This window comes from Pseudomonas sp. W3I7 (assembly GCF_030816095.1).
Classification (GTDB): Bacteria; Pseudomonadota; Gammaproteobacteria; order Pseudomonadales; family Pseudomonadaceae; genus Aquipseudomonas; species Aquipseudomonas salomonii.
Window position 1 is genome coordinate 2,245,879 of the sequence record NZ_JAUSXP010000001.1, and the last position, 25,888, is coordinate 2,271,766.

Annotated in this window: 30 protein-coding genes and 1 tRNA gene; 13 read left to right on the forward strand and 18 right to left on the reverse strand. The window is 60.4% G+C overall.

Features of this window, described 5'->3' with window-relative positions; all coding sequences use genetic code 11:
• Positions 1 to 92: 92 nt before the first annotated feature.
• From QF043_RS10545 to arsC, 3 genes are read right to left on the reverse strand one after another with little or no spacing between them, the layout of a single operon-like run.
• The gene (locus QF043_RS10545) at positions 93 to 500 is read right to left on the reverse strand and encodes a DUF2069 domain-containing protein (RefSeq protein WP_169988276.1); all 408 of its coding nucleotides are present in this window, start codon (positions 498 to 500) and stop codon (positions 93 to 95) included.
• The gene (gene wrbA / locus QF043_RS10550; RefSeq protein ID WP_017136576.1) at positions 484 to 1,098 is read right to left on the reverse strand and encodes an NAD(P)H:quinone oxidoreductase; all 615 of its coding nucleotides are present in this window, start codon (positions 1,096 to 1,098) and stop codon (positions 484 to 486) included. Before wrbA ends, QF043_RS10545 begins: the two co-directional genes overlap by 17 nt.
• Positions 1,095 to 1,448: an arsenate reductase (glutaredoxin) gene (gene arsC, locus QF043_RS10555; RefSeq protein ID WP_307418423.1), complete on the reverse strand. Its 354-nt coding sequence runs from the start codon at positions 1,446 to 1,448 to the stop codon at positions 1,095 to 1,097. Before arsC ends, wrbA begins: the two co-directional genes overlap by 4 nt.
• Before the next feature lie 116 nt (positions 1,449 to 1,564).
• Here arsC and QF043_RS10560 point away from each other — a divergent pair, with 116 nt between their 5' ends.
• The gene (locus QF043_RS10560) at positions 1,565 to 2,026 is read left to right on the forward strand and encodes a TlpA disulfide reductase family protein (RefSeq protein ID WP_307418424.1); all 462 of its coding nucleotides are present in this window, start codon (positions 1,565 to 1,567) and stop codon (positions 2,024 to 2,026) included.
• Between the two features lie 141 nt (positions 2,027 to 2,167).
• Here QF043_RS10560 and QF043_RS10565 read toward each other — a convergent pair whose 3' ends face one another.
• The 4 genes from QF043_RS10565 to QF043_RS10580 form a co-directional block, all read right to left on the reverse strand.
• Positions 2,168 to 2,569: an META domain-containing protein gene (locus QF043_RS10565; protein ID WP_069787170.1), complete on the reverse strand. Its 402-nt coding sequence runs from the start codon at positions 2,567 to 2,569 to the stop codon at positions 2,168 to 2,170.
• On the reverse strand, positions 2,566 to 3,006 hold the full coding sequence (locus tag QF043_RS10570; protein WP_307418425.1) for a hypothetical protein: 441 nt from the start codon (positions 3,004 to 3,006) through the stop codon (positions 2,566 to 2,568). The genes QF043_RS10565 and QF043_RS10570 overlap by 4 nt, the downstream gene beginning before the upstream one ends.
• Positions 3,007 to 3,077: 71 nt before the next feature.
• Complete coding sequence (locus QF043_RS10575; protein WP_307418426.1) at positions 3,078 to 4,067, reverse strand: 2-hydroxyacid dehydrogenase; 990 nt, start codon at positions 4,065 to 4,067, stop codon at positions 3,078 to 3,080.
• 158 nt (positions 4,068 to 4,225) lie between these two features.
• Positions 4,226 to 6,979 carry a response regulator gene (locus QF043_RS10580; RefSeq protein WP_307418427.1) on the reverse strand — a complete coding sequence of 918 codons (2,754 nt, stop codon included), beginning with the start codon at positions 6,977 to 6,979 and terminating at the stop codon, positions 4,226 to 4,228.
• A gap of 231 nt (positions 6,980 to 7,210) precedes the next feature.
• Between QF043_RS10580 and QF043_RS10585 the strand changes: the two genes are divergently transcribed.
• Positions 7,211 to 7,936 carry a response regulator transcription factor gene (locus QF043_RS10585; RefSeq protein WP_307418428.1) on the forward strand — a complete coding sequence of 242 codons (726 nt, stop codon included), beginning with the start codon at positions 7,211 to 7,213 and terminating at the stop codon, positions 7,934 to 7,936.
• Positions 7,923 to 9,281 carry a sensor histidine kinase gene (locus QF043_RS10590; protein ID WP_307421357.1) on the forward strand — a complete coding sequence of 453 codons (1,359 nt, stop codon included), beginning with the start codon at positions 7,923 to 7,925 and terminating at the stop codon, positions 9,279 to 9,281. The genes QF043_RS10585 and QF043_RS10590 overlap by 14 nt, the downstream gene beginning before the upstream one ends.
• 3 nt (positions 9,282 to 9,284) lie before the next feature.
• On the opposite strand, the gene QF043_RS10595 is transcribed toward QF043_RS10590, so the two are convergent.
• Positions 9,285 to 9,800, reverse strand: coding sequence for a DUF2062 domain-containing protein (locus QF043_RS10595; protein ID WP_307418429.1), 516 nt, complete (start codon positions 9,798 to 9,800; stop codon positions 9,285 to 9,287).
• A gap of 134 nt (positions 9,801 to 9,934) precedes the next feature.
• Between QF043_RS10595 and QF043_RS10600 the strand changes: the two genes are divergently transcribed.
• The 8 genes from QF043_RS10600 (at position 9,935) to murB (ending at position 16,790) form a co-directional block, all read left to right on the forward strand.
• Positions 9,935 to 12,160, forward strand: a complete 2,226-nt coding sequence (locus QF043_RS10600; RefSeq protein ID WP_307418430.1) for a DNA internalization-related competence protein ComEC/Rec2 — start codon at positions 9,935 to 9,937, stop codon at positions 12,158 to 12,160.
• Positions 12,161 to 12,269: 109 nt separating this feature from the next.
• Positions 12,270 to 12,905 (forward strand): MotA/TolQ/ExbB proton channel family protein, encoded by a 636-nt coding sequence (locus tag QF043_RS10605; protein WP_016969293.1) that lies wholly within the window; start codon positions 12,270 to 12,272, stop codon positions 12,903 to 12,905.
• A complete protein-coding gene (locus QF043_RS10610; RefSeq protein WP_307418431.1) occupies positions 12,902 to 13,330 on the forward strand; it encodes a biopolymer transporter ExbD in 429 nt (142 codons plus the stop codon). The genes QF043_RS10605 and QF043_RS10610 overlap by 4 nt, the downstream gene beginning before the upstream one ends.
• Positions 13,330 to 14,340, forward strand: a complete 1,011-nt coding sequence (gene lpxK, locus QF043_RS10615; RefSeq protein WP_307418432.1) for a tetraacyldisaccharide 4'-kinase — start codon at positions 13,330 to 13,332, stop codon at positions 14,338 to 14,340. Before QF043_RS10610 ends, lpxK begins: the two co-directional genes overlap by 1 nt.
• A gap of 23 nt (positions 14,341 to 14,363) precedes the next feature.
• Complete coding sequence (locus tag QF043_RS10620) at positions 14,364 to 14,549, forward strand: Trm112 family protein (RefSeq protein ID WP_003174668.1); 186 nt, start codon at positions 14,364 to 14,366, stop codon at positions 14,547 to 14,549.
• Complete coding sequence (gene kdsB / locus QF043_RS10625; protein WP_058419882.1) at positions 14,546 to 15,310, forward strand: 3-deoxy-manno-octulosonate cytidylyltransferase; 765 nt, start codon at positions 14,546 to 14,548, stop codon at positions 15,308 to 15,310. Before QF043_RS10620 ends, kdsB begins: the two co-directional genes overlap by 4 nt.
• The gene (locus tag QF043_RS10630; protein WP_307418433.1) at positions 15,310 to 15,774 is read left to right on the forward strand and encodes a low molecular weight protein-tyrosine-phosphatase; all 465 of its coding nucleotides are present in this window, start codon (positions 15,310 to 15,312) and stop codon (positions 15,772 to 15,774) included. Before kdsB ends, QF043_RS10630 begins: the two co-directional genes overlap by 1 nt.
• Positions 15,771 to 16,790: a UDP-N-acetylmuramate dehydrogenase gene (gene murB / locus QF043_RS10635; protein WP_307418434.1), complete on the forward strand. Its 1,020-nt coding sequence runs from the start codon at positions 15,771 to 15,773 to the stop codon at positions 16,788 to 16,790. Before QF043_RS10630 ends, murB begins: the two co-directional genes overlap by 4 nt.
• Positions 16,791 to 16,862: 72 nt before the next feature.
• Here the strand turns inward: murB and QF043_RS10640 are convergent, their stop codons facing one another.
• Positions 16,863 to 17,534 (reverse strand): Bax inhibitor-1/YccA family protein, encoded by a 672-nt coding sequence (locus tag QF043_RS10640; RefSeq protein WP_058419884.1) that lies wholly within the window; start codon positions 17,532 to 17,534, stop codon positions 16,863 to 16,865.
• A 152-nt stretch (positions 17,535 to 17,686) separates the two neighbouring features.
• On the opposite strand from QF043_RS10640, the gene QF043_RS10645 reads away from it, so the two are divergent.
• Positions 17,687 to 17,777 (forward strand) — tRNA-Ser (locus QF043_RS10645).
• 192 nt (positions 17,778 to 17,969) lie between these two features.
• On the opposite strand, the gene QF043_RS10650 is transcribed toward QF043_RS10645, so the two are convergent.
• The 8 genes from QF043_RS10650 to QF043_RS10685 all read right to left on the reverse strand — a co-directional run bounded on the left by QF043_RS10650 (position 17,970) and on the right by QF043_RS10685 (position 23,959).
• Entirely contained in the window at positions 17,970 to 18,380 is a 411-nt protein-coding gene (locus QF043_RS10650; protein ID WP_307418435.1) for a VOC family protein, read from the reverse strand.
• A gap of 348 nt (positions 18,381 to 18,728) precedes the next feature.
• Positions 18,729 to 19,160, reverse strand: coding sequence for a hypothetical protein (locus tag QF043_RS10655; RefSeq protein ID WP_307418436.1), 432 nt, complete (start codon positions 19,158 to 19,160; stop codon positions 18,729 to 18,731).
• 144 nt (positions 19,161 to 19,304) lie between these two features.
• Positions 19,305 to 19,523 carry a hypothetical protein gene (locus tag QF043_RS10660; RefSeq protein ID WP_307418437.1) on the reverse strand — a complete coding sequence of 73 codons (219 nt, stop codon included), beginning with the start codon at positions 19,521 to 19,523 and terminating at the stop codon, positions 19,305 to 19,307.
• A gap of 47 nt (positions 19,524 to 19,570) precedes the next feature.
• The gene (locus tag QF043_RS10665) at positions 19,571 to 19,912 is read right to left on the reverse strand and encodes a hypothetical protein (RefSeq protein ID WP_058419891.1); all 342 of its coding nucleotides are present in this window, start codon (positions 19,910 to 19,912) and stop codon (positions 19,571 to 19,573) included.
• 748 nt (positions 19,913 to 20,660) lie between these two features.
• Positions 20,661 to 22,106: a serralysin family metalloprotease gene (locus QF043_RS10670; protein ID WP_307418438.1), complete on the reverse strand. Its 1,446-nt coding sequence runs from the start codon at positions 22,104 to 22,106 to the stop codon at positions 20,661 to 20,663.
• Positions 22,107 to 22,456: 350 nt separating this feature from the next.
• Positions 22,457 to 22,822 carry a hypothetical protein gene (locus QF043_RS10675; protein ID WP_307418439.1) on the reverse strand — a complete coding sequence of 122 codons (366 nt, stop codon included), beginning with the start codon at positions 22,820 to 22,822 and terminating at the stop codon, positions 22,457 to 22,459.
• A gap of 57 nt (positions 22,823 to 22,879) precedes the next feature.
• Positions 22,880 to 23,443 carry a hypothetical protein gene (locus QF043_RS10680; protein WP_307418440.1) on the reverse strand — a complete coding sequence of 188 codons (564 nt, stop codon included), beginning with the start codon at positions 23,441 to 23,443 and terminating at the stop codon, positions 22,880 to 22,882.
• A 135-nt stretch (positions 23,444 to 23,578) separates the two neighbouring features.
• Positions 23,579 to 23,959: a DUF1090 family protein gene (locus QF043_RS10685; RefSeq protein ID WP_017136550.1), complete on the reverse strand. Its 381-nt coding sequence runs from the start codon at positions 23,957 to 23,959 to the stop codon at positions 23,579 to 23,581.
• Positions 23,960 to 24,361: 402 nt separating this feature from the next.
• Here QF043_RS10685 and QF043_RS10690 point away from each other — a divergent pair, with 402 nt between their 5' ends.
• Positions 24,362 to 24,658, forward strand: a complete 297-nt coding sequence (locus QF043_RS10690; RefSeq protein WP_307418441.1) for a putative quinol monooxygenase — start codon at positions 24,362 to 24,364, stop codon at positions 24,656 to 24,658.
• Positions 24,659 to 24,828: 170 nt separating this feature from the next.
• Here QF043_RS10690 and QF043_RS10695 read toward each other — a convergent pair whose 3' ends face one another.
• Positions 24,829 to 25,878 carry a hypothetical protein gene (locus tag QF043_RS10695; RefSeq protein ID WP_307418442.1) on the reverse strand — a complete coding sequence of 350 codons (1,050 nt, stop codon included), beginning with the start codon at positions 25,876 to 25,878 and terminating at the stop codon, positions 24,829 to 24,831.
• Positions 25,879 to 25,888: the final 10 nt, after the last annotated feature.

Genomic DNA, 25,888 nt, shown 5'->3' on the forward strand with positions numbered 1-25,888 from the left:
TCCCACATTCGACCGCATTCCAAAGGATGTACTCGGATAAATGTGGGAGCGGGCTTGCTCGCGAAGACTGACTGTCCGGCGCCAAATTCCTATCAGACTTGCGCCAACCGCCGATTCAACTGATGCCGCCACCGCACATACAACAGCGCGGTACAAAACACCGCCAGGCTCGCCAGCATCTCCAGCACCCCGAACCACTGGCGGTTCGGGTCATACGCCGCCAGTGCGCCCTTGATGAAATACAGGTTTACCACAAAGCACATCCACGAATGCCCACGCGCGCTGCCCAGCAGCATCCCTGGCGCAAGCACCAGCAGCGGCACCAGCTCGATCAGCAGGATCACCCACGGGCGCGCCCCGTGCAGGTCGGCGATGAACAGGTAATACACGCACAGCAAGCCCACCAGCCCCAGAAAAGCCAACAAGCTCAGCACGCGTGCCACCTTGACCCGTGGCTCCAGCCACGCCTGGGGCGGCAGGACCTTAGGCTTTCTGGCCACGGCCGTTCTCCAGCAGCGTGGCAGTGGTGGCCAGGCGCAGGCCGAGGGCGCGGCACAGGGTGATTTCGTGCTGATCGAGCATGCGTTTGCCGTCCGGCCCCGAATGGTGGCTGGCGCCATACGGCGTGCCGCCACCCTGGGTGTCGAGCAAGGCTTGTTCGCTGTAGGGCAGGCCGGTGATCAGCATGCCGTGGTGCAGCAGCGGCAGCAGCATCGACATCAGCGTGGTTTCCTGACCGCCGTGCAGGCTGGCGGTGGAGGTGAACACGCCAGCCGGTTTGCCCACGAGTGCGCCGGTGAGCCACAGGTTGCTGGTGCCATCGAGGAAGTACTTGAGCGGCGCGGCCATGTTGCCAAAGCGCGTCGGGCTGCCCAGGGCCAGGCCGGAGCAATTCTTCAGATCATCCAGGCTTGCATACAACGCGCCTTCGTCCGGGATGCTTGGCGCCACGGCTTCACACTCGGTGGAAATCGCCGGTACGGTGCGCAGGCGGGCTTCGAGGCCGCCTTGCTCAATGCCGCGGGCAATCTGCCGAGCCATTTCGCTGACCGAGCCATTGCGGCTGTAATACAGCACCAGCACATAGGGCGCGGTCACGGCAGCAACTCCAGCACGTTTTCCGGTGGGCGGCCGATGACGGCTTTGTCGGCGGTTGCCAGGATCGGGCGTTCCATCAGCTTCGGGTGCTCGGCAATCGCGGCAATCAACTGCGCTTCGCTGAGGCTGGCGTCGGCCAGGTTAAGGGTTTTGTATTCATCTTCGCCGGTGCGCAGCAGTTGGCGCGCGCTGATGTTCAGCTTGGCGAGCAAGGCCTTGAGTTGCGCGGCGTCCAGCGGGGTTTCGAGGTAGCGCACCACGGTCGGGTTCAGGCCCCGGGCTTCCAGCAGCTCGAGCGCACCGCGCGATTTCGAGCAGCGCGGGTTGTGATAAAGCGTCAGATCGGTCATGTGCGGGTCGCATCTTGCGTAAGGTGGCGGGTATTCTACCTGCGCGGCGACCCGTCCTTAAACCGTAAGAGGCGATAGGTCGCAGCCAACGTTCATTTTTTGCGAAGGATTACCCCATGACTAGGCGACTGATCGGTGCATTGGCGATCATCACAACCCTGCTGCTCAGCGGCTGCGGTAACGATTACGGCGTTGACCAATATGGCAAGAAAGTGGCGGCCGAACGCCTGGACAAACAATGGGTGGTGGTCAACTACTGGGCCGAATGGTGTGGCCCGTGCCGCACGGAAATTCCGCAACTGAATGCCTTGGCCGAACAGTTGAAAGGCCAGAACGTGGGCGTGTTCGGGGTCAATTTCGACAACGTACAGGGTGAAGAACTCAAGGCCGCCAGCGAGAAGCTGGGGATCAAGTTCACGGTGCTGGCGCAGAACCCGGAAGAGATTTTCGATATTCCGCGCAGCGAGGCGCTGCCGGTGACCTACATCATTGATGACAAGGGCAAGGTGCGTGAACAGCTGATGGGTGAGCAGACGGCGGAAGGCGTGTTGGCCAAGCTCAAAGCCTTGCGTGGCTAGAGAATTGCCCCCAATCCAATGTGGGAGGGGGCTTGCTCCCGAAAGCAGTGTGTCAGTCAGCATATATATTGGCTGACCCACCGCCTTCGGGAGCAAGCCCCCTCCCACATTTAGAGCTCACCGATCTTTAGGCTGTTGGTATCAGCCTTCTTCCAGCCACAGGCGGATCGGCTTGCCTTCAGCCGGCCAGAAGCGGGTTTGCTCGATTGGTGAAATATCCCAGCGCTGCACACCTTGCAGGGCCTGGAAGAAGCGCTGTTCCTGCTCCATCAAGGCTTCGGCGCAGCGTTTGCGGGTGCTGCCGATCTTGCCGAAACTGAGCGTCCGGCCTTCGACGGTGTACGGTGCAAACCAGTGGTTGCAGCCGCCATTGCCGTAGGCGCGGCCATCGGCGCCGAGGGTGACGGTCAGGTGCGCGTAATCCATCAATGGCCGCTCACCAATCCACTCCACCACGTAGCTGTGGTCTTGCTTCAGCTTGACCGCGTCAGCGGCGCAGCCCGTCAGGGCCACACCGAGAGCGGCGAGCAGCAGGCCTTTCATTGCGCAGCCTGCTGGCATTTCGGGCAACGGTGCTTGTCGCCTTCGCTGGCCCAGCCCAGTTCCTTGATGCGCGCATTGGCGGCCGGTTGCAGCGGCTCTTTGGACAGCTTGGTTTCCACGGCGAATTCAAACTCCAGCACGCTGTCGCAGCTGTCGCAGTTGACCTTCCAGGTGTGAATTTCCAGCTCGCCGAATTTCGGCCCCAGGGCCATCGCGACCCACTGGCCCGCCGGGCGGATGGAATAGCGCGCGTCACCTTCGACGGTCAGGCGCATCGACAGGGTTTTACTGCCGCGCAGGGTGACGATCAAGACGTCGCCATGCTTGATCGAACCACCGTTGCCGGTGACCTGGTAACGGCCCGGCACCAGGGCGCGGCATTCGATCAGGGTGTGTTGCGGGCTCAGCAAGCTGAAGCGGAAATCGTGTTCGGCCATGGATCCTCCAAATAGGCGCGGCATCCTATCACGGGTGCCGGCCTATCATGGGCCTGGTATGTGACCGCTGATCAACCTTGCACCAGGTTCTGCGGCTGGCCATCGGCCCACGCGGCAATGTTGGCCAGCGTGGTGGCTGCGATTGCCGCCAGCGCTTCACGGGTCAGGAACGCCTGGTGGGCGGTGATGATCACGTTAGGAAAGGTCAAAAGGCGTGCGAGTACGTCGTCTTGCAGCGGCAGGTCGGAGCGATCCTCGAAAAACAACTGGGCCTCTTCCTCATACACATCCAGGCCCAGGTAGCCGAGTTGGCCGTTCTTGAGGGCTTCGATCAGCGCAGGCGTGTCCACCAGGCCACCGCGTCCGGTGTTGATCAGCATGGCGCCAGGTTGCATCTGGGCCAGGGAACGGGCGTTGATCAGGTGTTTGCTGTGGGCGGTCAGCGGGCAGTGCAGGCTGATGATCTGTGCCTGGGCCAATAGCTCTGGCAGGTCTACATAGCGGGCACCCAGGGCCTGGACCTGCGGATTGGGGAACGGGTCGCAGGCGAGCAACTGGCAGCCGAACCCGGCCATGATCTTGGCAAAGGTGGCGCCGATCTGCCCGGTGCCGACCACGCCGACGGTTTTGCCGACCAGATCGAAACCGGTGAGCCCGTGCAGGCTAAAGTCGCCATCACGGGTGCGGTTATAGGCGCGATGCAGGCGACGGTTGAGGGCCAGGATCAAGGCGACGGCATGCTCTGCCACCGCGTGGGGCGAGTAGGCGGGTACGCGCACGACACTCAGGCCCAGGCGCTGGGCGGCGGCCAGGTCGACATGGTTGTAACCGGCCGAGCGCAAGGCAATCAGGCGTGTGCCACCGGCGGCCAGGTGTTCCAGCACTGGCGCACTGAGGTCATCGTTGATAAAGGCGCAGACCACTTCGTGGTGTTCGGCCAGGGCCACGGTGTCGAGGTTCAGGCGCGCCGGTTGAAATTGCAGCTCTACACCTGCCGGCAGCGGCTCGCCGATAAAGCTGTCGCGGTCGTAGGGCTGGCTGCTGAAAAGAATGACGCGCATTAAAAATGCTCCCTGCAGTCTTAAATCTGGAAACGTTATCCCTGTGGGAGCGGGCTTGCTCGCGAAAGCGGTGGTTCAGTCAGCTCATCTGGCGACTGATACACCGCTTTCGCGAGCAAGCCCGCTCCCACAAAAGCCCGCACTCCAATAAATGGGATTCAGGCGCTGACCCGCGCTTCACTGGCCAGCCGCGCAATCGCCATGTCCAGTTCATCCAGCGCAGCGATGGCCTTGGCGTCGTCTTGCTTGAGCAAGGTTTCCGCGCGTTGGCAGGCGGCGCGCAATTGCGGCACGCCGCAGTAGCGGGTGGCGCCATGCAGGCGGTGCACGCGTTCGATCAGCGCATTGTTGTCTTTGGCTTCACGGGCGGCGGTAATCGCCAGGCGATCGGCTTCCAGCGAAGCCAGCAGCATCGCAAGCATGTCGGCGGCCAGGTCGGCTTTGTTGGCCGCCAGGCGCAGGCCTTCCTCATGATCGAGTACCAGCAGTTGCACGCCGGGTGCCAAACCGTCAGTCGCGCGCTCCGGGCCTTGATTGCGCAGGGCCAGGCCGGTCCACTTCAACACCACTTGGGCCAGCTGCCGCTCGCTGATGGGTTTGGTCAGGTAATCGTCCATACCGCTTTGCAGCAGCGCGCGTTTTTCGTTGGCCATGGCGTGGGCGGTGAGCGCGACCACCGGCAGCGGCGTGCCGTGGCGCTCGCTTTCCCACTGGCGGATCGCCTCGGTGCTTTGGCGCCCGTCCATGCCGGGCATTTGTACGTCCATCAGCACCAGGTCGAAGGTTTCCTGCTTCACCGCGTCGATGGCCGCGTAACCGCTTTCGACCGCATGCACCTTGGCGCCCATGTCTTCGAGCAAGGTCTGCACCAGCAACAGGTTGGCCGGGTTGTCGTCCACGCAGAGTACGCGCGGCGCTCGGCTGGACAGCGGTTCGCCGGGTTCGCTGCGCAATGGGCGCGGGCTGATCAAGTCGGCCAGTGCGCGGCGCAGTTTGCGCGTGCACGCAGGTTTGGCCTGCAACTGGCTGTTGGGGTTGGGCACCGATTGGTTGAACAGCATCTGTTCGGTGGTGGGGCACAGCACCAGCACCTTGCAGCCCAGGTGTTCCAGGTCCCATAGATGCTGGTTGAGGCGTTCGGGCGGTATGTCATTGGCGGTGACGCCGAGCACCGCCAGGTCAATGGCCTGTTCGGTCTGGTGTGCGCTGGTGATGCCGTTGGTGAGGCTTTCCAGGGTATTGAACGGTGTCACTTCCAGGCCGCAATCTTCCAGTTGGTGTTGCAAGGCCTGGCGCGCCAGCTCGTGGTTTTCCAGCACGGCCACACGGCGCCCGAGCAGCGGCGGGGAGGGCAGGTCTTCGGCGTCGTCGCGGGTTTTGGGCAGGCTCAGGCTGATCCAGAACTCCGAGCCTTCGCCCGGTGTGCTGTCGACGCCGATCTCGCCGCCCATCTGCTCGATCAGCCGTTTGGAAATCACCAGGCCCAGGCCGGTGCCGCCGGGTTGGCGCGACAGCGAGTTGTCGGCCTGGCTGAAGGCCTGGAACAGCGCACGCACGTCCTGGTTCGACAGGCCTATGCCGGTGTCTTGCACACTGATGCGCAGTTGCACGCTGTCTTCCTGTTCGTCCTCGACCATCGCGCGGGCAACGATAGTGCCTTCGCGGGTGAACTTGATCGCATTGCTGATCAGGTTGGTGAGGATCTGCTTGAGCCGCAACGGGTCGCCCACCAGCGCCAGCGGCGTGTCGCGGTACACCAGGCTCACCAGCTCGAGCTGCTTGGCATGGGCGGCGGGGGCGAGGATGGTCAGGGTGTCTTGCAGCAAGTCGCGCAGGTTGAAGGGCACACTGTCGAGGACCAGCTTGCCGGCTTCGATTTTCGAGAAGTCGAGGATCTCGTTGATGATGCCCAGCAGGTTGTCGGCGGATTTTTCGATGGTGCCCAGATAATCCAGCTGGCGCGGCGACAGCTCGCTTTTTTGCAGCAAGTGAGTGAACCCCAGGATGCCGTTGAGCGGCGTGCGGATTTCATGGCTCATGTTGGCCAGGAACTCCGACTTGATCCGGCTGGCCTCCAGGGCCTCCTTGCGCGCCAGGTCCAGCTCGATGTTCTGGATCTCGATGGTTTCCAGGTTCTGGCGCACGTCTTCGGTGGCCTGATCGATGCTGTGTTGCAGCTCTTCCTGGGCATTTTGCAGGGTTTCGGCCATGCGGTTGATGCCCGAGGCCAATTGGTCCAGTTCCTGGCTGCCCAAGGGTGGCAGGCGGGTTTCGAGGTTGCCGTCCTTGAGCTGGGCCACGGCTTGCTTGATCTGGCCGATGGGCGAGTTGATCGTACGGCTGATGCGCAATGCCAGGGCGGCCGTGAAGATCAGGCCGATGGCGATCAGCAGCAGGCTGGCAAACAGGCTGCGATAACCGCGCAGCAACATGCCATTGTGCGACAGCTCCACTTCGACCCAACCCAGCAGGCGGTCGGACTCGTCAGGGATCAATTCGCCAGCGAGGTTGCGATGGCGGCCAAACACTGGCAGCAGGTAGCGCGTAGCGTCATTGCCGCTGCGCTGCAGCAGGTGCGAACTGTTGCCGACCGGCGCGAGGTTAAGCATGGTCGGGCCGGCGTGGGCCAGGGACGAGCGGTCCGGTGCGAGGAACGACACCGCGCGCACATCCGGTTGCTCCAGCGACTGAGTGGCGATGCGTTCGAGCAACTCGGTGTTCTTGCTGCTCAACGCCGGGGCCACCAGCGGCGCCAATTGCTCGGCGATCATTTCGCCGCGTTGCAGCAATTGGGTCTGCAACTCCGACAGCTGCATCCAGGTGAAATAGCCCCCCAACAACAGGGCCATCAGGCTGGTCGGTAATAAGGTCAGCAACAGTACGCGGCCTTTTATCCCCATTCTTCTAAGCACGCCACTCTCCTGCTACCACACTGTTTTCGATGATCTGCGCGGGCATCCGGCCCACGCCACCTGCGCAGTGTAGCCATTTGCGCGGTGTGGAACCTCGCAAATTAATGATCGATGTCAATCTCCGACGTCAATCGCCGAGCACAATCTTCGAGCCGTCGGCAGCCGGGTGGCGATTGCCTGTCACCGTTTAATCTTGAATAATCAGTCATTGAGAATGACTTGCAGACGCTAATGAATCCCGCAGTTGGCCTACCCAGTATCCTGACCATTGAAGACGACCCGGTATTGGGCGCCTATGTGCATGAGCACCTGGGCCGCTGTGGCTTTCAGGTCACCTGGTGCCAGAACGGCCAACAGGGCCTGCAGATGGCACGTGATCAGGCGTTCGACGTGGTGTTGATGGACATCCTGCTGCCGGGCATGGACGGTTTGTCGATTCTTACCCATTTGCGCCAGCACCATGCGACGCCGGTCATCCTCATGTCTGCGCTGGGCGCCGAAGCCGATCGCATCAGCGGTTTTCGCCTGGGCGCGGATGACTACCTGCCCAAGCCGTTCAGCATGATCGAACTGCGCGTGCGCATCGAAGCCATCTTGCGCCGCGTGGCCCTCGACCGGCGGCCGTTGCCGCTGCGTTTACCGGCACGCGACGATGCACGCAGCCTGCGTTTTGACGATGCACTGTACGACGTGTTCTTTCAAGAACACTCGGCCGGGCTGACGCGCAGCGAGTATCGCCTGCTCGAGACCTTGCACCGTAGCGCCGATGAAGTGCTCAGCAAAGCCTTCCTTTACCAGCATGTGTTGCAGCGCGGTTATGCGCCCCACGACCGCAGCCTGGACATGCATATCAGCCAGATCCGCCGCAAGCTCAAGGCCATCGGCTACAGCGAGCGCGAAGTGCGCACGGTGTGGGGCAAGGGTTATGTGCTGAGCGGTCATGATGAAGGGCTTTGAGCGGCTGCCCGGCCGGCACTCGTTATTCTGGAAGCTCGCCTGCCTGCTGATCGCCTTCTGTTTGCTGATGATCTGGCTCAGTTGGTCCTGGGGCCGTTACATGGAAGAGCAGAACGCCTATGTGGCCGAGGAATCCCGCGAGATTTTGCGCGGCTATGCCGCAGGCGCGGAATTGGCCTGGAGTACCCAGGGCAGTGCTGGCGTGGACGCCTGGCTGCAGCTGATGGCCAAGCGCGAATCCACCTGGATCGGGGTAATCGGCAACAACCTGCAGTCGCTGAGCAGCCTGCCGCTGAGCGACAAGGAAAGCCAGCGCCTGACGTTTCTGCGCGGTCTGGAGTGGCCGGTCAGTCGGCATGTCAAAGGCCTGCCCTGGGTGAAAATCCCATTCCCGGTCGACCCTGGCGCCGGCTCGCTGGTGATCGAATTGCCCCAGCGCTTTATGCCAGGGCGCTATCAGGTGGTGTGGCGCGTGGTAACCAACGGTGTGATCCCCGGCCTGTTTACCTTGCTGCTGTGCGTGGGGCTTTATCGGCTGCTGATCATGCCGCTGAACCAGTTGCGCGAGCAGGCCAACGCCTGGCGCGCCGATCAATTGAATACGCGCATGTCCCGCGAGGCCACCAGCCGCCAGGATGAATTGGGGGAGCTGGGCCGCGCCTTCGACCACATGTCCGAGCGTTTGCAGGGTACGGTGGAGTTGCAGCAACAGTTATTGCGGGACATGTCCCATGAATTGCGCACGCCGTTGAGCCGGTTGCGCGTGGCCTGTGACAGTGAGCAGGATCTAGCGCAGTTGCGCGAGCGCCTGGGCCGGGAGATCGACGCCATGCAGCGCCTGGTGGAAGACAGCCTGCAACTGGCCTGGCTGGACAGCGAGCGAACGCCGTTACCCGAGGAAGCTATCCAGCTTCAGGCCTTGTGGGACATGCTGCGGGAAAACGCCTGTTATGAAAGTGATTGGCCAGCAGCGCGCTTGCCGTGCCTGTTGCCCGCCGACTGCTGGGTGCGCGGCAACCTGAATGCGCTGGCCCAGGCCCTGGAAAATATCCTGCGCAATGCCATCCGGCATTCGCCCGCCCAGGGGCTGGTGACACTGGACGGCTGTCGCGAGGGCGATGAGTGGCATATCTGGCTGCAAGACCAGGGCGGCGGTATTGATGAGCAGGACCTGGAACGCATCTTTGCGCCGTTCACCCGCCTCGAAGGCTCTCGGCCGGGTGATGGTGGGTTTGGTCTGGGCTTGAGCATCGCCCGCAATGCCGTACAGCGCCAGGGCGGGACGTTATGGGCGCAAAACACCGCGCAAGGTTTGTGCGTGCACCTGCGGCTGCCGGCGCGCTAACCGTCAGCTACGTCGTTGTTTGCGCTTCTTCCACTGATGCGCGACCCACCAGCGCCAGTAGCCCATCGTCAGGCAATAGGCCAGCGCGGCCAACACCAGCCCGCACACCACCGAACCCAACAGGAACGGCTGCCACAGCGTGCCCAGCTGGCTGCTGATCCACTCCCAGGTCAAGTTGTCGGGCAGGCTGCGCGGCGGCGTGTTCATCAGCCAGGCGCCGGTCAGGTAGGTGCAGATGAACACCACCGGCATGGTGATTGGGTTGGTCAGCCATACCAGGCTCACGGCAATCGGCATATTCCCGCGCACGGCGATCGCCAGGACCGCCGCCAATAACATCTGCAACGGAATCGGAATAAACGCGGCGAACAGGCCCACTGCCATGGCGCGTGCGACGGAATGGCGGTTCAGGTGCCAGAGGTTGGGGTCATGCAGCAACGTGCCGAGAAATCGTAAGGACTTATGTTCCCGGATACTCGTGGGGTCGGGCATGTACCGTTTGAATAAGCGCCGGGGCATAAGGGGTCCAGGTCAGTTCGAGGGGCAAGTATGCCCGCATTCTATAAACAGAAAATTCAGACTTTGTGACAAAACATCAGAGGCCGCGGGAAGTATCCGACTAAGACTAGTGGATCACTGGAAAAGGATGATTCATGAGAACAGGGATGTTCGCGTTCGGACTTGGCTTATTGTCGCTGCGATTTTTACCCGCGCTGCCGGCCACCGCATGGCTGCTGGCCATGTTGGTAGCGGCCTTGATGTTGTTGCCGTTTCGTACCTATCCGCTGGCGTTTTTGCTGTTAGGCGTGAGCTGGGCGTGCATGAGTGCGCAATGGGCGTTGGACGACCGGCTAAGGCCGAATCTGGACGGTCAGACCCGTTGGATTGAGGGGCGCGTCATCGGGTTGCCGCAAACCACCGGCACCGGCGTGCGCTTCGAACTGGCCGACAGCCGGTCACGCAAGGCCAGGCTGCCCAAGCGTATCCGCCTGTCCTGGCATGGCGGCCCGCAGGTTAACAGCGGCGAGCGCTGGCGGCTGGCGGTCACGCTCAAGCGGCCGGCGGGCCTGCTCAATTTCCAGGGGTTTGATTACGAGGCCTGGCTGCTGGCCCAGCGCATCGGCGCCACTGGTTCGGTGAAAGACGGCCAGCGCCTGGCGCCGGCCCGCCATGCCTGGCGTGACAGCGTCCGGCAACGCCTGCTGGCGGTGGATGCTCAGGGCCGCGAGGCGGGGCTGGCGGCCTTGGTGCTGGGCGACGGCTCGGGGTTGGCAACCGAAGATTGGCGGGTGTTGCAGGACACCGGCACGGTGCACCTGCTGGTGATTTCCGGCCAGCACATTGGCTTGCTGGCCGGTTTGATCTACGCGCTGGTGGCCGGGCTGGCGCGCTACGGCTGCTGGCCCCGCGCCTTGCCCTGGCTGCCGTGGGCCTGCGGCCTGGCATTTACTGCTGCGCTGGGGTATGGCCTGCTGGCGGGTTTCGGTGTACCGGTGCAACGGGCCTGCGTGATGGTCGGGTTGGTGCTGTTGTGGCGTTTGCGGTTTCGCCACTTGGGTGTGTGGTGGCCGTTATTACTGGCGTTCAATGCCGTGCTGGTGCTGGAACCGCTGGCCAGTTTGCAACCGGGGTTCTGGTTGTCGTTTGCCGCCGTGGCCGTGCTGGTGCTGGCGTTCAGCGGGCGTTTGGGCGCGTGGAGCATCTGGCAGGCGTGGACCCGTCCCCAATGGCTGATCGCCATTGGGTTGTTTCCGGTGTTGCTGGTGCTGGGGTTGCCCATCAGCCTCAGCGCGCCGGTGGCCAATCTGTTTGCGGTGCCGTGGATCAGCCTGGTGGTGCTGCCGTTGGCACTGCTGGGCACCGCACTGTTGGCGGTGCCGTGGGTGGGAGAGGGCGTGTTGTGGTTGGCCGGTGGCGCACTGGATGGCCTGTTCACAGGCTTGGCGCTGCTGGCCGGGCTGCGCGCAGCGTGGGTGCCCGCCGACGTACCGTTGGGTTATTGGTTGATCAGCCTCGCGGGCGCGGTGCTATTACTCTTGCCCAAAGGCGTGCCATTGCGGCTGCTCGGCTGGCCGATGCTGTTGTTGGCGGTTTTTCCACCCAAGACCTTGGTCCCGCACGGGCAGGTGGAGGTGGTGCAATTGGATATCGGCCAGGGGCTGGCGGTGATCCTGCGCACGCGCCATCACGCCATGCTCTACGACGCAGGCCCACGCTCGGGGGCGGTTGACCTGGGCGCGCGCGTGGTGCTGCCATCCCTGCAAAAGCTTGGGGTGGCGGCGTTGGATGCGATGGTCATCAGCCACGCCCACGCTGACCATGCCGGCGGTGCTGCAGCGGTTGCCCGTGTGCTGCCCGTTGGGCGGGTTATCGGCGGCGAGACCGAAGGGCTGCCGACCTTTCTCGCGGCCCAACCCTGTAACAGTGGCGAGCGCTGGGAGTGGGATGGCGTGTCATTCGAGTTGTGGCAATGGCCTGGCGCCACCAGCAGCAATCCGAAATCCTGCGTCTTGCAGGTGCAGGCTCGCGGCGAGCGGCTGCTACTGACGGGCGATATTGATGAGGCGGCCGAAAAAGCCTTTCTCGCGTCGCCCTTGGCGGTGCCGACCGATTGGCTGCAAGCGCCGCACCATGGCAGCCGCAGTTCCTCATCCTTGGCGTTTTTACAGCGGCTTGCGCCCAAGGCCGTGTTGATTTCCCGTGGTCGTGGCAACGCCTTCGGGCATCCCCACCCCCTGGTGATGGCGCGTTACCAGGCGCTGGGCAGCCGCGTCTACGACAGCGCCGAGCACGGTGCGGTGCGTGTGCAACTGGGCGGTTTTAGAGCACCGGTTGTTGCGCGCAGTCAACGGCGCTTCTGGCGCGAAGCGTTACCGTAATACAGGCTTGCCAAACACCCGGGCCTGCCACAGGCGGCCCTGGCGCCTGCGAACCACGCGGGTGAACCTATATGGTAAAGTGGCGCACTTTTTCGAGGGGACATTCACTGTGTGGGAATTGGTCAAATCCGGCGGCTGGATGATGTTGCCGATTATCTTGAGCTCCATCGCCGCACTCGGCATCGTTGCCGAACGTTTGTGGACCCTGCGCGCCAGTCGCATAACCCCCGAGCATCTGCTTGGGCAGGTGTGGGGCTGGATCAAGAACAAACAGCTGGATAAAGAAAAACTCAAGGAACTGCGCGCCAACTCGCCGTTGGGTGAAATCCTTGCGGCGGGCCTCGCCAATTCCAAGCATGGTCGCGAGATCATGAAAGAATGCATCGAAGAGGCCGCTGCCCGCGTCATCCATGAAATGGAGCGCTATATCAATGCGCTCGGCACCATCGCAGCCATGGCGCCTTTGCTTGGCCTGTTGGGTACGGTGCTGGGCATGATCGACATTTTCAGCTCGTTCATGGGCTCGGGCATGACCACCAACGCCGCCGTCCTGGCCGGTGGTATTTCCAAGGCCTTGATCACCACGGCAGCGGGCCTGATGGTTGGTATTCCGTCGGTGTTTTTCCACCGCTTCCTGCAGCGTCGCATCGATGAACTGGTGGTCGGCATGGAACAGGAAGCCATCAAGCTGGTGGAAGTGGTGCAGGGCGATCGTGATGTCGATTTCGTTGAGGGCCGAGCGTGAAATTTCGCCGCAAGCAACGGGAGAACGTTGATATCAACCTGGCGTCGCTGATCGACGTGGTCTTTATCCTGCTGCTGTTTTTTGTCGTGACTACCACCTTCACCCGCGAAACCCAGCTGCGCGTTGACTTACCCGAAGCAGTGAGTGGCTCACCGGCCGAAGACCAGCAAACCAAGCAACTGGACATTGCCATCAGCGCCGACGGGGTGTTTTCGGTAAATAACCAGTTGCTCGAAAAAAATGACCTTGCCAGCCTGATGGATGCCTTGCAGAAAGAGTCCGGCGGCGATACCAACCTGCCGCTCTCCATCAGCGCTGACGGTAAAACCCAGCATCAAGCCGTGATCACTGCGATGGACGCCGCCGGCAAGCTGGGCTTCAGCCATCTGCGCATGACCACCGTCGAGGCGGCGAGCCCGCCCTGATGGCCATGTCCGATCGTTTGCTCAAGGCGTGGTACCAGGGCCATCCGGCACTCGCGCTGCTGCGGCCGCTGGAATTTTTGTACCGTCGTGTTGTGCAGCGCAAACGCGCGCGCTTCCTGGCGGGCGAGGGTGAGATTTATCAATCGCCGGTGCCTGTGGTGGTGGTGGGCAATATCACCGTTGGGGGCACGGGCAAGACGCCCTTGATCCTGTGGCTGATCGAACACTGCCGGCGCAGCGGCCTGCGGGTCGGCGTGGTCAGCCGCGGCTACGGTGCCAAGCCGCCGCAGTTGCCGTGGCGGGTCGAGGCCAGCCATAGTGCCGAAGTGGCGGGCGATGAGCCGTTGCTGATCGTTCAGCGCTGCGGCGTACCCCTGATGATCGATCCAGACCGCAGCCGCGCCGTCAAAGCCTTGCTGGCCAGTGAGCCCCTGGACCTGATCCTCTCCGATGATGGCCTGCAGCATTACCGCCTGGCCCGCGACCTGGAACTGGTGCTGATCGATGCCGCCCGTGGCCTGGGCAACCGCCGCTGCTTGCCTGCCGGGCCTTTGCGTGAGCCGGTGGAGCGCCTGCACAGCGTGGATGCGCTGTTGTACAACGGCGCCGGGGTCGATCGCGAGGATGGGTTTGCCTTTCGCCTGCAACCCACGGCGCTGATCAACCTGAAAACCGGGGAGCGTCAATCGGTCGAGCATTTTGCCGCCGGCCAGCGGGTCCATGCCGTCGCGGGTATCGGTAACCCGCAACGTTTCTTCAATACCCTCGAAACGCTACACTGGCAGCCGATTCCCCATGCGTTTGCCGACCATGCGCCCTACAGCGCAGAGGTGTTGAATTTCACACCGTCATTGCCGTTGGTGATGACCGAAAAGGACGCGGTGAAGTGCCGCGCCTTTGCCCAGCCCGACTGGTGGTACCTTGCAGTGGATGCGCTGCCGTCACCGGCGTTTGTAGCCTGGTTCGACACGCAATTGATGCGCCTGCTGCCCGACCGACTTTTGCCTTAAACCGCTTTTTCCAGGAAATACTCATGGACACCAAACTGCTCGACATCCTCGCTTGCCCAATCTGCAAAGGCCCGCTCAAGCTCAGCGCCGACAAAACCGAGTTGATCAGCAAGGGTGCCGGCCTGGCTTACCCGATCCGTGATGGCATCCCGGTAATGCTGGAAAGCGAAGCTCGTACCCTGACTACCGATGAGCGCCTGGATAAATGACCACCGCCTTTACCGTTGTCATTCCTTCGCGATACGCCTCCACGCGCCTGCCGGGCAAGCCGCTGCAACTGATCGGTAACAAGCCGATGATCCAGCTGGTGTGGGAGCAGGCTTGCAAAAGCAGCGCCGAGCGCGTGGTGGTTGCCACCGATGACCCGCGCATCATCGAGGCCTGCAAAGGTTTCGGCGCTGAAGCGGTGCTGACCCGTGAAGACCACAATTCCGGCACCGACCGCCTGGCTGAAGTCGCCACGCAACTGGGGCTGGCGCCCGATGCGATTGTGGTCAATGTGCAAGGTGACGAACCCCTGATCCCGCCCTGCGTGATCGATCAGGTCGCCGCCAACCTGGCCGCCCATGGCGAAGCGCGCATGGCGACCCTGGCCGAACCGATCGAAGACATCGATACCCTGTTCAACCCGAACGTGGTCAAAGTGGTCAGCGATATCAATGGCCTTGCGCTGACCTTCAGCCGCTCGACCCTGCCGTGGGCGCGGGATGCGTTCGCCAAACAGCCCGACGTCTTGCCCGAGGGCGTACCGTACCGTCGCCATATCGGCATCTATGCCTACCGCGCCGGTTTCCTGCATGACTTCGTCAGTTGGGGGCCGTGCTGGCTGGAAAACACCGAGTCCCTGGAGCAGTTGCGTGCCCTGTGGCACGGCGTGCGCATCCATGTGGGCGACGCGCTGGAAGCGCCGCCGGCCGGTGTCGACACCCAGGAAGACCTTGAACGCGTCCGTCGCCTGCTGGGGGCCTGATGGAGGTTCTGTTCGTCTGCCTGGGCAATATCTGCCGCTCGCCCACCGCCGAAGGTGTGTTGCGCCATAAGCTGCGCGAAGCCGGGCTGGCCGGCCGGGTTGAGGTGGCATCTGCCGGCACGGGTGACTGGCATGTCGGTAACCCGCCGGACCAGCGCAGCCAGCGTGCGGCGCTGTTACGCGGTTACGACTTGTCGGCCCAGCGTGCCCAGCAGGTTTCGCGTGCGGACTTTGCTCGATATGACCTGATCCTGGCCATGGACCACAGCAACCTGCGCAACCTCAAGGCGTTGCACCCAGGCCAAGGCAAGGCCGAGCTGGACTTGTTCCTGCGCCGCTATGACGCCGAAGTGGACGAAGTGCCAGACCCTTATTACGAAGGCGAGCAAGGTTTCGAGCGGGTCCTGGACCTGATCGAGCGGGCCTGTGATTTATTGGTAATCGAATTGAAGGGGCGGTTATGACCTTGCAAGTGCTTGCGCAGGTATCGCTCAAGCCATTCAACAGCTTCGGCATCGACGTGCGCGCCCAGTGGTTTGCCGAGGCCCGCAGCGACGCCGATATACGTGAAGCCCTGGCCTATGCGGCGGCGCAGTCATTACCGCTGTTGGTCATTGGGGGGGGCAGCAACCTGCTGTTGACCCAGGATATCCAGGCGTTGGTGTTGCGCATGGCCACCCACGGCATTCGGGTGCTGCAGGATGATGGTGTGCACGTGGTGGTCGAGGCCGAAGCGGGCGAAGCCTGGCACCCGTTTGTGTTGTGGACCTTGGAACACGGCTTCTGCGGCCTGGAGAACCTCAGCCTCATCCCCGGCACCGTCGGTGCTGCGCCGATGCAGAACATCGGCGCCTACGGCGTGGAGATCAAGGACGTGTTTGCCGGCCTCACCGCGCTGGATCGCCACACCGGCGAGCTGCGCGACTTCAGCCTGCAAGAATGCAACTTCGCCTACCGCGACAGCCTGTTCAAGCACGAAACCGGGCGCTGGCTGATCCTGCGTGTGCGTTTTGCCTTGAGCCGCGCCAGCCACCTCAAGCTCGACTACGGCCCGGTGCAGCAGCGCCTGGCCGGGCAGGGCATCACCGAGGCGACGCCGAGCGATGTCAGCCGTGCCATTTGCAGCATTCGCCGCGAAAAACTGCCCGACCCGGCAGAACTGGGCAATGCCGGCAGCTTTTTCAAAAACCCTCTGGTGTCCCAGGTGTTGGCGGCTGAGCTGAAGGCGCAGTATCCGGACCTGGTGGCCTACCCGCAGGCCGATGGGCAGATGAAGCTCGCCGCTGGCTGGCTGATCGATAAAGCCGGCTGGAAGGGCTTTCGCGACGGCGATGCCGGCGTGCATAAACTGCAGGCACTGGTGCTGGTCAACTATGGCGCGGCCACCGGGCATGACATTGCCAACCTGGCGCTGCGCATCCAGCGTGATATTGCCGAACGTTTCAAGGTCGATCTGGAAATGGAACCCAACCAGTACTGAGCGTCAGCATTCCCGTGAAAACAAAAATGCCCCGTATCTTTCGATACGGGGCATTTTTCATTGCGTTAGCAATCAGTCATCGCGGCTCATGATGCCGAAGATCTGCAACAGGCTGATGAACAGGTTGTAGATCGACACATACAGGCTGATGGTCGCCATGATGTAGTTACGCTCGCCGCCGTGGATGATGGCGCTGGTCTGGAACAGGATGCACACGGAGGAGAACAGCACAAAACCTGCGCTGATCGCCAGCTGCAAGCCGCTGATCTGGAAGAACATGCCGGCAACCACTGCCGCCAGCAACACGAAGAAGCCTGCGGTGATGAAGCCACCCAGGAAGCTCATGTCCTTACGGCTGATCAGCACATAGGCCGACAGGCCACCAAACACCAGGGCAGTCATGGCAAATGCCGAACTGACCACTTCCGCGCCGCCGGCCATGCCGAGGTAACGGTTGAGGATCGGGCCAAGGATAAAGCCCATGAAACCGGTCAGGGCAAATGCCGACACCAGGCCCCAGGCCGAGTCACGCAGCTTGTTGGTCAGGAAGAACAGACCGTAGAAACCAATCAACACGACAAAGATATTCGGATAGCCGACGCGCATCTGCTGCGCTACATACGCCATTACGCCGCTGAACGCGAGGGTAAGGGCGAGCAAGCCGTAGGTGTTGCGCAACACGCGGCTGACTTCAAGCTGCTCAGCCTGCGCGTTACCATTCAGTGCGTAATTCTGTTCGCGCATGGCGACACTCCTTCAGTTTTGAAACATTCAGTCGCAAGGATCATAACAGACGCTCTGTAACAAGCCATGGCAAGAGTTTGACAGTGTGTTTCATTCGGGTATTATGGCGCCCGCTGACACGGGATGGGCTACTATAATCCTGTGAAGCAAAAGGGAAATTGGCAGAGTGGTTGAATGCACCGGTCTTGAAAACCGGCGGACGTTAATAGCGTCTCCAGGGTTCGAATCCCTGGTTTCCCGCCAAGATTTACACGAAAGCCCCGCGATTGCGGGGCTTTTGCGTTTCTGGGGTTTGGGCTGAGCGTCGACTCAAAGACTGATCGTTTCCGCATCATTGCGGGCGGATATCACGGAGCTGGACCTGGCGAGTGCTGGCTGCCAACACCCCATGGCCTTTCTCTTTGGCGGGCTTCAAGCGAAGACGATGAGCGGCGCCTATCCCGCCCCATGCAAATCGCCACGATGAGCGATGTGCACCTTGTTGCCATCTGGGTCACGCAGGTATGCACCGTAGTAACCGTCACCATAGTGGGTGCGTTGGCCAGGTTCACCTTCATCAGATCCACCCGCGAGAAGCCCGGCTGCATAGGCGCTATCTACCGCATCTGGAGAGGGTGCAGTGAAAGCCACCATGCTGCCGTTCCCTGCTTCGGCCTTATTGCGGTCATAAGGGCTGTAAACATAAAAGCGAGGGAGAGCGCTGTCTGGCTTGATCCAGCATGCCGAAGGTGGCCCGCCATCAGGGGTTACCGGCCGACGACAGAGCCCCAAGGGGATCAGCACCGCGTCATAGAAGCTAGACGCTTTATCTAGATCGTTTGTCCCAACGGTTACGTGACTGAACATCCTGTATTCCTGCTTACGAAGGCAAGGCGTTATCGTGTCATTTTGAAGGTGGGCGTGTATAGCGGTCGACGGGTAAGACGTCAAGGGCGAGTCGCGGCTCTCCAAATCGCAGACAAAGAAAAGCCCGCGATGGGGATTAGCGGGCTTAAAGGGATGTTCTCTAGGAGCTGGGGTAACCATAAGCGCCCGAGTGTGAAAGGGATGTGAAAGGTTGCGCTCAGTGGGGCATCGCGATTGCGTTGACGTTGTCCCCTGGTACGGCCCGTGTGCTGACAAATGCCAGTAAGGCGCCTGCCAGAAACAAGAAGCCCGGCGCTGGGCCGGGCTTCGATGTAACAGCGTCAGAACCTAACGATGCTTGTTCTTGTGTTTATGCTTGTTGTTGCCTTTGTGCTTTCTAACATCGGATCGATGATTGCTTTCATCGTCTGCCAGGTTGTTTCCCAGCGCGCCACCCGCCGCGCCGCCGAGACCTGCACCGATCGTCGAGCCGGTTGTACCGCCGAGGCGATTACCAATCAATGAGCCACCCGCGCCGCCGATTCCTCCACCCAATGCAGCTTCCGCTCTATTGCCTTTTTGAGCACCGACAGCACTGCCGGCGGCACCACCTACGCCTGCGCCTACCGCCGCGCCCGTCGAGCCGCCGAGCTGTTGACCTACGATGTTGCCAAGTGCACCACCAACGCCGCCTCCAAGGCCGGCTGTGCCATCTCCGGCAGCCATCGCTCCTTGCGAAATGAGGACGCCCAAAAATAGGACGGGCAGTGTCATTTTCATTTTGTGAACCTCTATGGGTTGTCAGCAGGCGCTCACGGTTTAAAGCACGCCTGTCATTGGGACTAGGACAAAAGTTTGAAGTTCTTTGCGAGCGGTGCCTGCAGGTGGATAGTTGTAACAAGATATAAGCGCACCGCCTTCACCTCATCCTCGCACCCCATAGAAGTGGTTCAGCACTATCAGCTCAACCACTACCACAATGGCGCACAGCACAATGAAGCCTGGGCTGAAGACGCGCTTACGATTGGACGCGCCTGCGCCCAACCAGCCTGCGTCGCTAGCGCCAGGAATGACCATGAGCAGCGTCAGCCAGGCAATGACCCCGACCTTGCTCCAAAAGCTCTGATTTCGCCATGCTGTCATGCCTTAAGTGTTATCCCTGAATGCCACCGCCAGTCCACTTTGGGCGTCTACGGCTCGTGATACAAGAACATTCCCTTCTCGTTACTTTCATCGGCAGCGCTGAGCGCTCGCGCCGCCAAGGCCATCGTTTCACGGTATTTAAAGTGATACCGGGGAGGGAGCACAAGCACGCTTGTCCACGAGGGGTCGCCTTCTATCGCCAGCGGTAGATTATGGCAAATCAGCTGATTTTCATCAGATCTACTGCCCAGCGCGGCTCTTAATTCCTTGGTCAACTCCGATGCGCCGGGGCGGGTGTAGTAGTTAGCCAGCACCAGACCATAGGCCTTCAATGCACCTAAAATCTCACCTTGGTCTGACTCATCATTCAGCACAGCTACCACTGGCATATCGCACTCCTTGCAATGCAGATTTAAGACTCTCGACCGCCGAATGGGTGTCGGCGTTACTGGAACTCCATCCATGCTGGATGGGCCCACAAGCCAATGACAAGTTTTCTGACGCAGAGATCACACTTACATACCAAGAGTCGGCATGATTACCCGGCCGCACTCTATGAGTTGGCCGGCTGTTACCTGAAGTTCACGGGTTGGTTTCGCTGCATACCCGGCAAGGAAGCCGGCGGCGACAAGCGCAATGCACAGTAAGGTGTTTCTCAGGATCATGCTGGGCGCTCGCAAACTGATTGATGTAAAAGCAAGCAGCACTGATTACAGATTTTGGAAAAGGTTCCTGATGTTCCCGCTCATTGAGCTATGGTAATCACCAGCACTGTCGACCAGGGACTGATCGCCAGGCATATGCCATTGCACACTGAGAGCACTGAATTACTCTGCTTCGAGGCGTCTGATTCGAGGCGTTCGTATTGCGTTCATCTGACTTTTGATAGGGCACCATGGATAAGCGGCTCGCAGGTCTATCATTTTTGCTTACCTTCGGATGGGTTGGCACCGTGATAGCTGTAATGTGGTACTTCTACGACAATTAGTCTAAAGGCCAGAATCCACTTCTGGCTCCTCAATTGCTCAGGCTCCTGCCGGCACGAACAACACGTGTGAAGCACCGGCGATCAATTGAGAGAGGCGCAGCATCTTCTGCTCCATCATGGAGCGCGGCGCCGCAGCGCCGCGCTTTACATCACGCCACGATGTCGCTGATGGCCGCCTGGCCCACGGTGGTGACGAGGAAATCGGCCACGCCGTGCCCGGAGAAGTCCACCGCCAAGGTGCCCAGGTTGGTACCCGAGGCATAACTCAGCACCGCATCGCCGGTGTGCCCGGTGAATGCATTGACGAAGCTCAAGCCTGCACCTTTGGTAATGCCCGACAGGTCGATCTTGTCCGAACCCGAGGTGAAGTCAAAAATCCTGTCTGCAGCCCCTGGCCTGGAATCGGAACTGGCACCATACACAAACGTGTCGTTGCCGGCGCCGCCCCACAGTTGGTCCGCACCGCCACCGCCGTAGATGATGTCGTTGCCGGCACCGCCTTTGATGATGTTGGCTGTGTTGTTGCCAATGATCAGGTCGTTGCCCGCGCCACCAAAAGCGTTTTCGAGGGTAACGCCCTTGGCGATGGACACGTTACCCACCAGGCCGCCGACGTCGGAGAACGCGCCTTCAGTCAGGTTGATCTTCTGGTTCTGGGTGAAGCCGGAGAAGTCCAGGGTGTCGTTGCCGCCACCGTCCCATACCGAGAACACCAGCTTGTCGGCATTGGAGGTGGCGCTGTAGAAATCCCGCCCGGTATTGGAGTTGAACCCGTAAGTGGTGTCGCCGGCGCGGGTGGCGTAGTTGGCGCCGTAGAGCTTCTGGATCGCAGCAATGTCGTCGATCAGCGGGCCCGCTGCATAGGCTTCGCCACCGCCTTTACTGAAGTTCTGGTTGGTGTTGCTCTCGTTCCAGTAACTCATCACGGAGTAACCGTGTGTATCTTCGGCATATTTCGCATCCGAATAGGACGGCTGACCCACACTGGCATCGTAGGCGCCTGGGTGTTGCAGGCCAAGCGTGTGACCAATTTCATGGGTTAGCGTTTGACGGCCGTAATTGCCGTTCGCTGGCGTTAAATTTTCCTGGTAGCTTTTATTGGTATAAAACAGTGCGTCACTGTTTCCGCTATTGTTTGGGTAGAACGCGAAAGCCGACCGGGCACCGCCATGCTGCAGATCATTGCTATAGTTGCCCAAGGATATATGGGCATCGCCGCCGCTTTTAGATTCACGGAATGAGATATTGGCGACGTCCGACCAGGATTGGAACGAAAGGGCTGCCTGGGACTTTTGTTGTGCGTTGAAAGCGGTGAAGCCAGAAACTTTCTCGGCGGCGTAAGATTTACTTTCTGAGGTCAGAAAGCTGTAGGTGAAATTGTATTTGCCGTTATGGTCATTGTCGCCCCAATAGTAACCGCCTCGGGTTATTTCATCCGCTGCCTGCATAATGGTGTAAGACGGCTTTCCATTTAAATTAAATCCTCCTCGATCATAAGCGTGTGAAAAATTCAGAAGGCTTTGGTAATCTTCACTTGTCTGGATGCCTGCCGAAGAGGCAGTTGGATTAACAAGATTTTTCGTTGAGACAGTCATAAGTTTACATTCCTTCGTGTCCATTGAGCGTGGAGTGCTATAGGCTTATCACGTGTTCGCTGTTTTCTTGTTGTGGTGATCTTTATAAAGGAGTTATGCGTTTAGTGTTATTTGAAAATTAAATATAATATAGAACGTATTGAAATATCCTTAAATATTTTGAGCGCCTCAGTTTGGTGAGAGGTCGGTGACCATGGAGTGGGCGCTCCGTTAGATAAATATGAGCGGGTGGCAATAACTCCATTCGGCCGTACAAAGGCAAGGTGTTGGGCGTCATCAACGATCCCCGGCTTTACGGCGCACGCAAGGGCTCTCCTGTCTGAAAAATAATTGTGCAGTGATTCCAGCGCTTACTTGTAAGCCTCAGGAAACCAGCGTTGTGCCAACTTCACCTTGATTGCCAGGTTATCTTTGGCCTTCTGGCATTCGAGTGCTCGCTGCTCATCGCTCGGGATGGCCGGCCAATTGCGCTCCCCTCGGGAGACGACTTGTTCATAGCCTTCATCGTATTCCGCGCTTGGCCCTGCAATCAGCTTGGATGCCTTTACGTAATCGGCAACAAGGTCGGCGGGCAGCGTCCCGCAGGTAAATTGCGCCCGGGAGTACATCAGGCCATCGCTGGCCCCAAGCACCTTCCCGTCACCAGGTTGAGTGGCTGCAACGGATAGGGTGGGGCAGGCGAGCAACATAACGACCAGCAAGGTGCGTCCGTTCATTTGAAATATCCTTAACATTAAAAAATCACCTGTTTCATGTACGCCTGGCGATTCAACTCAGCAGTTGAACACCGGGGCATACTGCTCTTCACGCTTTTTAAAGTGAATCGGCGCCATGGGGACTTTTTCGCCATTGACGAAGATGTCCGGGAAAGTCAGCGTAAAGTCGTCCATGTCACCTTTACCCAAGGGTGTGCCTTGAGTGTCGGAGCTGGATATTTGCGCGGGGTCGAACCCTGTTTTCAACTGCTCGACGCTGACCCGGTAAGTCCGCCCGGATGCCAATTGCACGCTCACTTCAGGCGATGCGGCACTGACCCAAAGCGGCGTTTTTGTGGAGCCCTGGCTCGGTTTATAGAGGCGCCCGAACAGGCGAAGTTCGGTGTCGGTTGACTTCACATTGCCTGGCCAACTGCGCGTGCCCGGTGGCGCCACATACACCAGCACGCGAACCCAGTTGAGTTTCTCTGGTTGTGCCGTAAAGCTCATGGCCGCGTGTGCACCGGGGCAGGTGCGTGAGAGCAAGGCATTCTGGCCCACAGCAGACTCCGGATGCAGATAAGGCCCCGTGCTGCAGCCCGCAACCAATGCCAATAGCGAGCACAGGAGATATTTGTTCATCGGGCAATTCCTTTGCTGTGGTGATATGGCGCCCATTAAAGCATGTCTATCGTATCGGGTTGCACGCAGCAGGCAGCCAAAAAGCAGGCATAAAAAAGCCCGCAAGCGCGGGCTCTTCTCACATCAATTTTCGACTTACTTGAACAAACCACCGATGGCATTGATCGCATCCGCAGCCTTGTTCACGTTTTGCTGGTGTTGTGGGTTGGTATCCACCTGCGCCTGGGTGTTGTAGCGCGCGTTACTGCAGCTTTTATTGGTTTGCGTCAGGGCCGCCTGAAAGGCTGTCGCGCGCAAGGTGTCGCCTTTGGCGTTGGCTGCATTGATGTTGGCCTGCAGGTCGCGGATCTGCTGCTGGCAGGAGGCGTTGTTGGTAGTGGTGTTGACGGTATTGTTGCTGCTGCCACCCAGGGCGGAGGACAGGGCGCCCGTAAGGGCCGTCAGGTCGGCGGCGTGGGCGGGCAGAGTAAACAGGCTGAACAGGGCGGCGGCGGGTGCGAGTTGGGTAAGACGCATGGCAAACCTCAATGTTTGATTGCCTGCACAGGTGTCAGCGCCCGAGCTGGCGCAGAGCAATATCCGTATAAGAGTGAGCGCTCGGGTGGAGGGAAATACTATTGGGGCTTTTTTTGTGCTTCAACACTGGCGTTGCAGAAGTGTGAATGCCTTCACGTTGTTGGCGGGTCATGACCTGGGCTGTCTACACCTCTCATCGCTCGGCCCGCACGTAAATCAGACAAAGAAAAGCCCACGATGGGGGCGCGGGCTTAAAAGGTGTTCACTTAGGAGCTGAGTTCAGGCTAGGCGCGCCACTGTGAAAACCGCGTGAAAACCGTGTGTGTATTATGTTTTTTGCACCCAGGCATCATGCTCACGTACTGTGCTTATTCCTTACCCAATCCAAGCAACGGTGTGTTCATGTCCAATGAAGTGCGGCTTGTCGTGATGATCAACACCCAGCCCGGCAAGGGCTCGCAGCAGTTGGCAGCGTTCCAGGCGCTGGCGCCCAAGGTGCGGGCTGAGCACGGGTGCCTTCACTATGATTTGCATCCTGTGGTGGGCAACCCCGACAGTTTCGTCCTCATCGAAAAGTGGGCGTCAAAGGACGCATTGGACGCCCACCATGTCGCCCCTCATATGGTCGCGGCGGCCCAGCACAATCCATCGTTTCGTGCCGGGCCTGCGACCGTTTTGCTGTTGGGGGACGCGGTATAAGGTCGCTTTCAGAGCCAGCGCTTTCAAGGACGTTGAATAACCGGCGATACCGTTCAATAAGGACGAACACTGTCACTGTGGCAAGCCTGCTCGCCACAGGTTGCTGTTCTCCAGTTCTATTTCTGATTCGACTTACTTGACTGCATCAGCCCAAAGACCTTGAAAGGCGTTCAGAGCGGCACCCGCCTTATCTTGCCGCTCAATGGCACCACCCTGTCGGTAGGCATTGGGATGTGCCGACCGGTCAACCCCATGCCTTCGCTGACCAGTACGGCGCCCGGCACCACGCATAAGTTGGACGGCGCATCCAGGCCGCGCACCAGCACTTCGACCTTCCGTGTGTGCAGGTCGCAACGCAGCAGACGACCACTGAACCGAGTAAAGCCGCCGTGCAGCGGCTCGCCGCTCCAGTCCGGCAGCAGCGGTTGCTGCAGGTGGCTGCACAGCTCCAGCACCAGCAACCTGCCGCTTGGGCACAACGCCAGGCCCGTGGGCAATTGCAGGCCGCGTATCACCACCTCGACTTGCCCGCTGGCCGGATACACGCGAATCACCTGGCCGGCAAAGTCGGCAAAGTCCATGCCCTTGCGGGCCGGGTCGCCGTGCAGCTCGCCGGAGAACAGGCTGATCAGCACGGCTTCTGTCTGCGGTTCGTACACCAGTGTCACGGGCACGGCGTCCTGGCCCTGATCGAGTTCCGGCAGTTGCGCCAGCACCCGTTCGTCCCGGCCTTCAGTGAATTCCACCAGTTGGTTGGTATCCGGTTTTACCGCCAGCCAGCTGTGGCGGGTGGGGTGGTAGCACAGCGCATTCAAATTGCCTCGACTGTGGAACACCGGCTCAGGCGGGCTGTACTGCAGATCGAGCAGTTGGGAGCCGCCGACATAATCCGTCAGGCTGGCCAGGCAACGCTCCTCACCGCAGGCGATGTCCGACACGCCCATGATTTCATCGCGCAGCATGCGCGCCTGCATGTTCATGCTGCGAAAGCCTTGGGCGATGACGTCGCCGGGCAAGTACCCGCCAGGTCGTGCAGGGTCGGGTTGCAGGTGGCTGATGCGGCCACTGAACGGCTGTTCCGCCAGGCCGGATCCGGCTTCGGCCAACAGCAGGCTGCCGTCGTCTTGCAGGCACAGGCCGCGTGGGTTGAGCAGGCCTTCGGCGATGAGTGTACTGGGGCGCAGCGCCTCAATGGGCTGCGCCGGGATATGCAAGGTCATGGGCTGTGCT

What these genes read in the sequence shown, in the direction of transcription:
- QF043_RS10560 (WP_307418424.1), top strand. Translation starts at nt 1,565, where the DNA reads ATGACTAGGCGACTGATCGGTGCATTGGCGATCATCACAACCCTGCTG.
- QF043_RS10620 (WP_003174668.1), top strand. Translation starts at nt 14,364, where the DNA reads ATGGACACCAAACTGCTCGACATCCTCGCTTGCCCAATCTGCAAAGGC.
- kdsB (WP_058419882.1), top strand. Translation starts at nt 14,546, where the DNA reads ATGACCACCGCCTTTACCGTTGTCATTCCTTCGCGATACGCCTCCACG.
- lpxK (WP_307418432.1), top strand. Translation starts at nt 13,330, where the DNA reads ATGGCCATGTCCGATCGTTTGCTCAAGGCGTGGTACCAGGGCCATCCG.
- QF043_RS10655 (WP_307418436.1), bottom strand. Translation starts at nt 19,160, where the DNA reads ATGAAAATGACACTGCCCGTCCTATTTTTGGGCGTCCTCATTTCGCAA.
- QF043_RS10650 (WP_307418435.1), bottom strand. Translation starts at nt 18,380, where the DNA reads ATGTTCAGTCACGTAACCGTTGGGACAAACGATCTAGATAAAGCGTCT.
- QF043_RS10660 (WP_307418437.1), bottom strand. Translation starts at nt 19,523, where the DNA reads ATGACAGCATGGCGAAATCAGAGCTTTTGGAGCAAGGTCGGGGTCATT.
- QF043_RS10675 (WP_307418439.1), bottom strand. Translation starts at nt 22,822, where the DNA reads ATGAACGGACGCACCTTGCTGGTCGTTATGTTGCTCGCCTGCCCCACC.
- QF043_RS10570 (WP_307418425.1), bottom strand. Translation starts at nt 3,006, where the DNA reads ATGGCCGAACACGATTTCCGCTTCAGCTTGCTGAGCCCGCAACACACC.
- QF043_RS10575 (WP_307418426.1), bottom strand. Translation starts at nt 4,067, where the DNA reads ATGCGCGTCATTCTTTTCAGCAGCCAGCCCTACGACCGCGACAGCTTT.
- QF043_RS10585 (WP_307418428.1), top strand. Translation starts at nt 7,211, where the DNA reads ATGAATCCCGCAGTTGGCCTACCCAGTATCCTGACCATTGAAGACGAC.
- QF043_RS10685 (WP_017136550.1), bottom strand. Translation starts at nt 23,959, where the DNA reads ATGCGTCTTACCCAACTCGCACCCGCCGCCGCCCTGTTCAGCCTGTTT.
- QF043_RS10680 (WP_307418440.1), bottom strand. Translation starts at nt 23,443, where the DNA reads ATGAACAAATATCTCCTGTGCTCGCTATTGGCATTGGTTGCGGGCTGC.
- murB (WP_307418434.1), top strand. Translation starts at nt 15,771, where the DNA reads ATGACCTTGCAAGTGCTTGCGCAGGTATCGCTCAAGCCATTCAACAGC.
- QF043_RS10695 (WP_307418442.1), bottom strand. Translation starts at nt 25,878, where the DNA reads ATGACCTTGCATATCCCGGCGCAGCCCATTGAGGCGCTGCGCCCCAGT.
- QF043_RS10565 (WP_069787170.1), bottom strand. Translation starts at nt 2,569, where the DNA reads ATGAAAGGCCTGCTGCTCGCCGCTCTCGGTGTGGCCCTGACGGGCTGC.
- QF043_RS10600 (WP_307418430.1), top strand. Translation starts at nt 9,935, where the DNA reads ATGAGAACAGGGATGTTCGCGTTCGGACTTGGCTTATTGTCGCTGCGA.
- QF043_RS10665 (WP_058419891.1), bottom strand. Translation starts at nt 19,912, where the DNA reads ATGCCAGTGGTAGCTGTGCTGAATGATGAGTCAGACCAAGGTGAGATT.
- arsC (WP_307418423.1), bottom strand. Translation starts at nt 1,448, where the DNA reads ATGACCGATCTGACGCTTTATCACAACCCGCGCTGCTCGAAATCGCGC.
- QF043_RS10640 (WP_058419884.1), bottom strand. Translation starts at nt 17,534, where the DNA reads ATGCGCGAACAGAATTACGCACTGAATGGTAACGCGCAGGCTGAGCAG.
- QF043_RS10630 (WP_307418433.1), top strand. Translation starts at nt 15,310, where the DNA reads ATGGAGGTTCTGTTCGTCTGCCTGGGCAATATCTGCCGCTCGCCCACC.
- QF043_RS10670 (WP_307418438.1), bottom strand. Translation starts at nt 22,106, where the DNA reads ATGACTGTCTCAACGAAAAATCTTGTTAATCCAACTGCCTCTTCGGCA.
- QF043_RS10690 (WP_307418441.1), top strand. Translation starts at nt 24,362, where the DNA reads ATGTCCAATGAAGTGCGGCTTGTCGTGATGATCAACACCCAGCCCGGC.
- QF043_RS10590 (WP_307421357.1), top strand. Translation starts at nt 7,923, where the DNA reads ATGAAGGGCTTTGAGCGGCTGCCCGGCCGGCACTCGTTATTCTGGAAG.
- QF043_RS10595 (WP_307418429.1), bottom strand. Translation starts at nt 9,800, where the DNA reads ATGCCCCGGCGCTTATTCAAACGGTACATGCCCGACCCCACGAGTATC.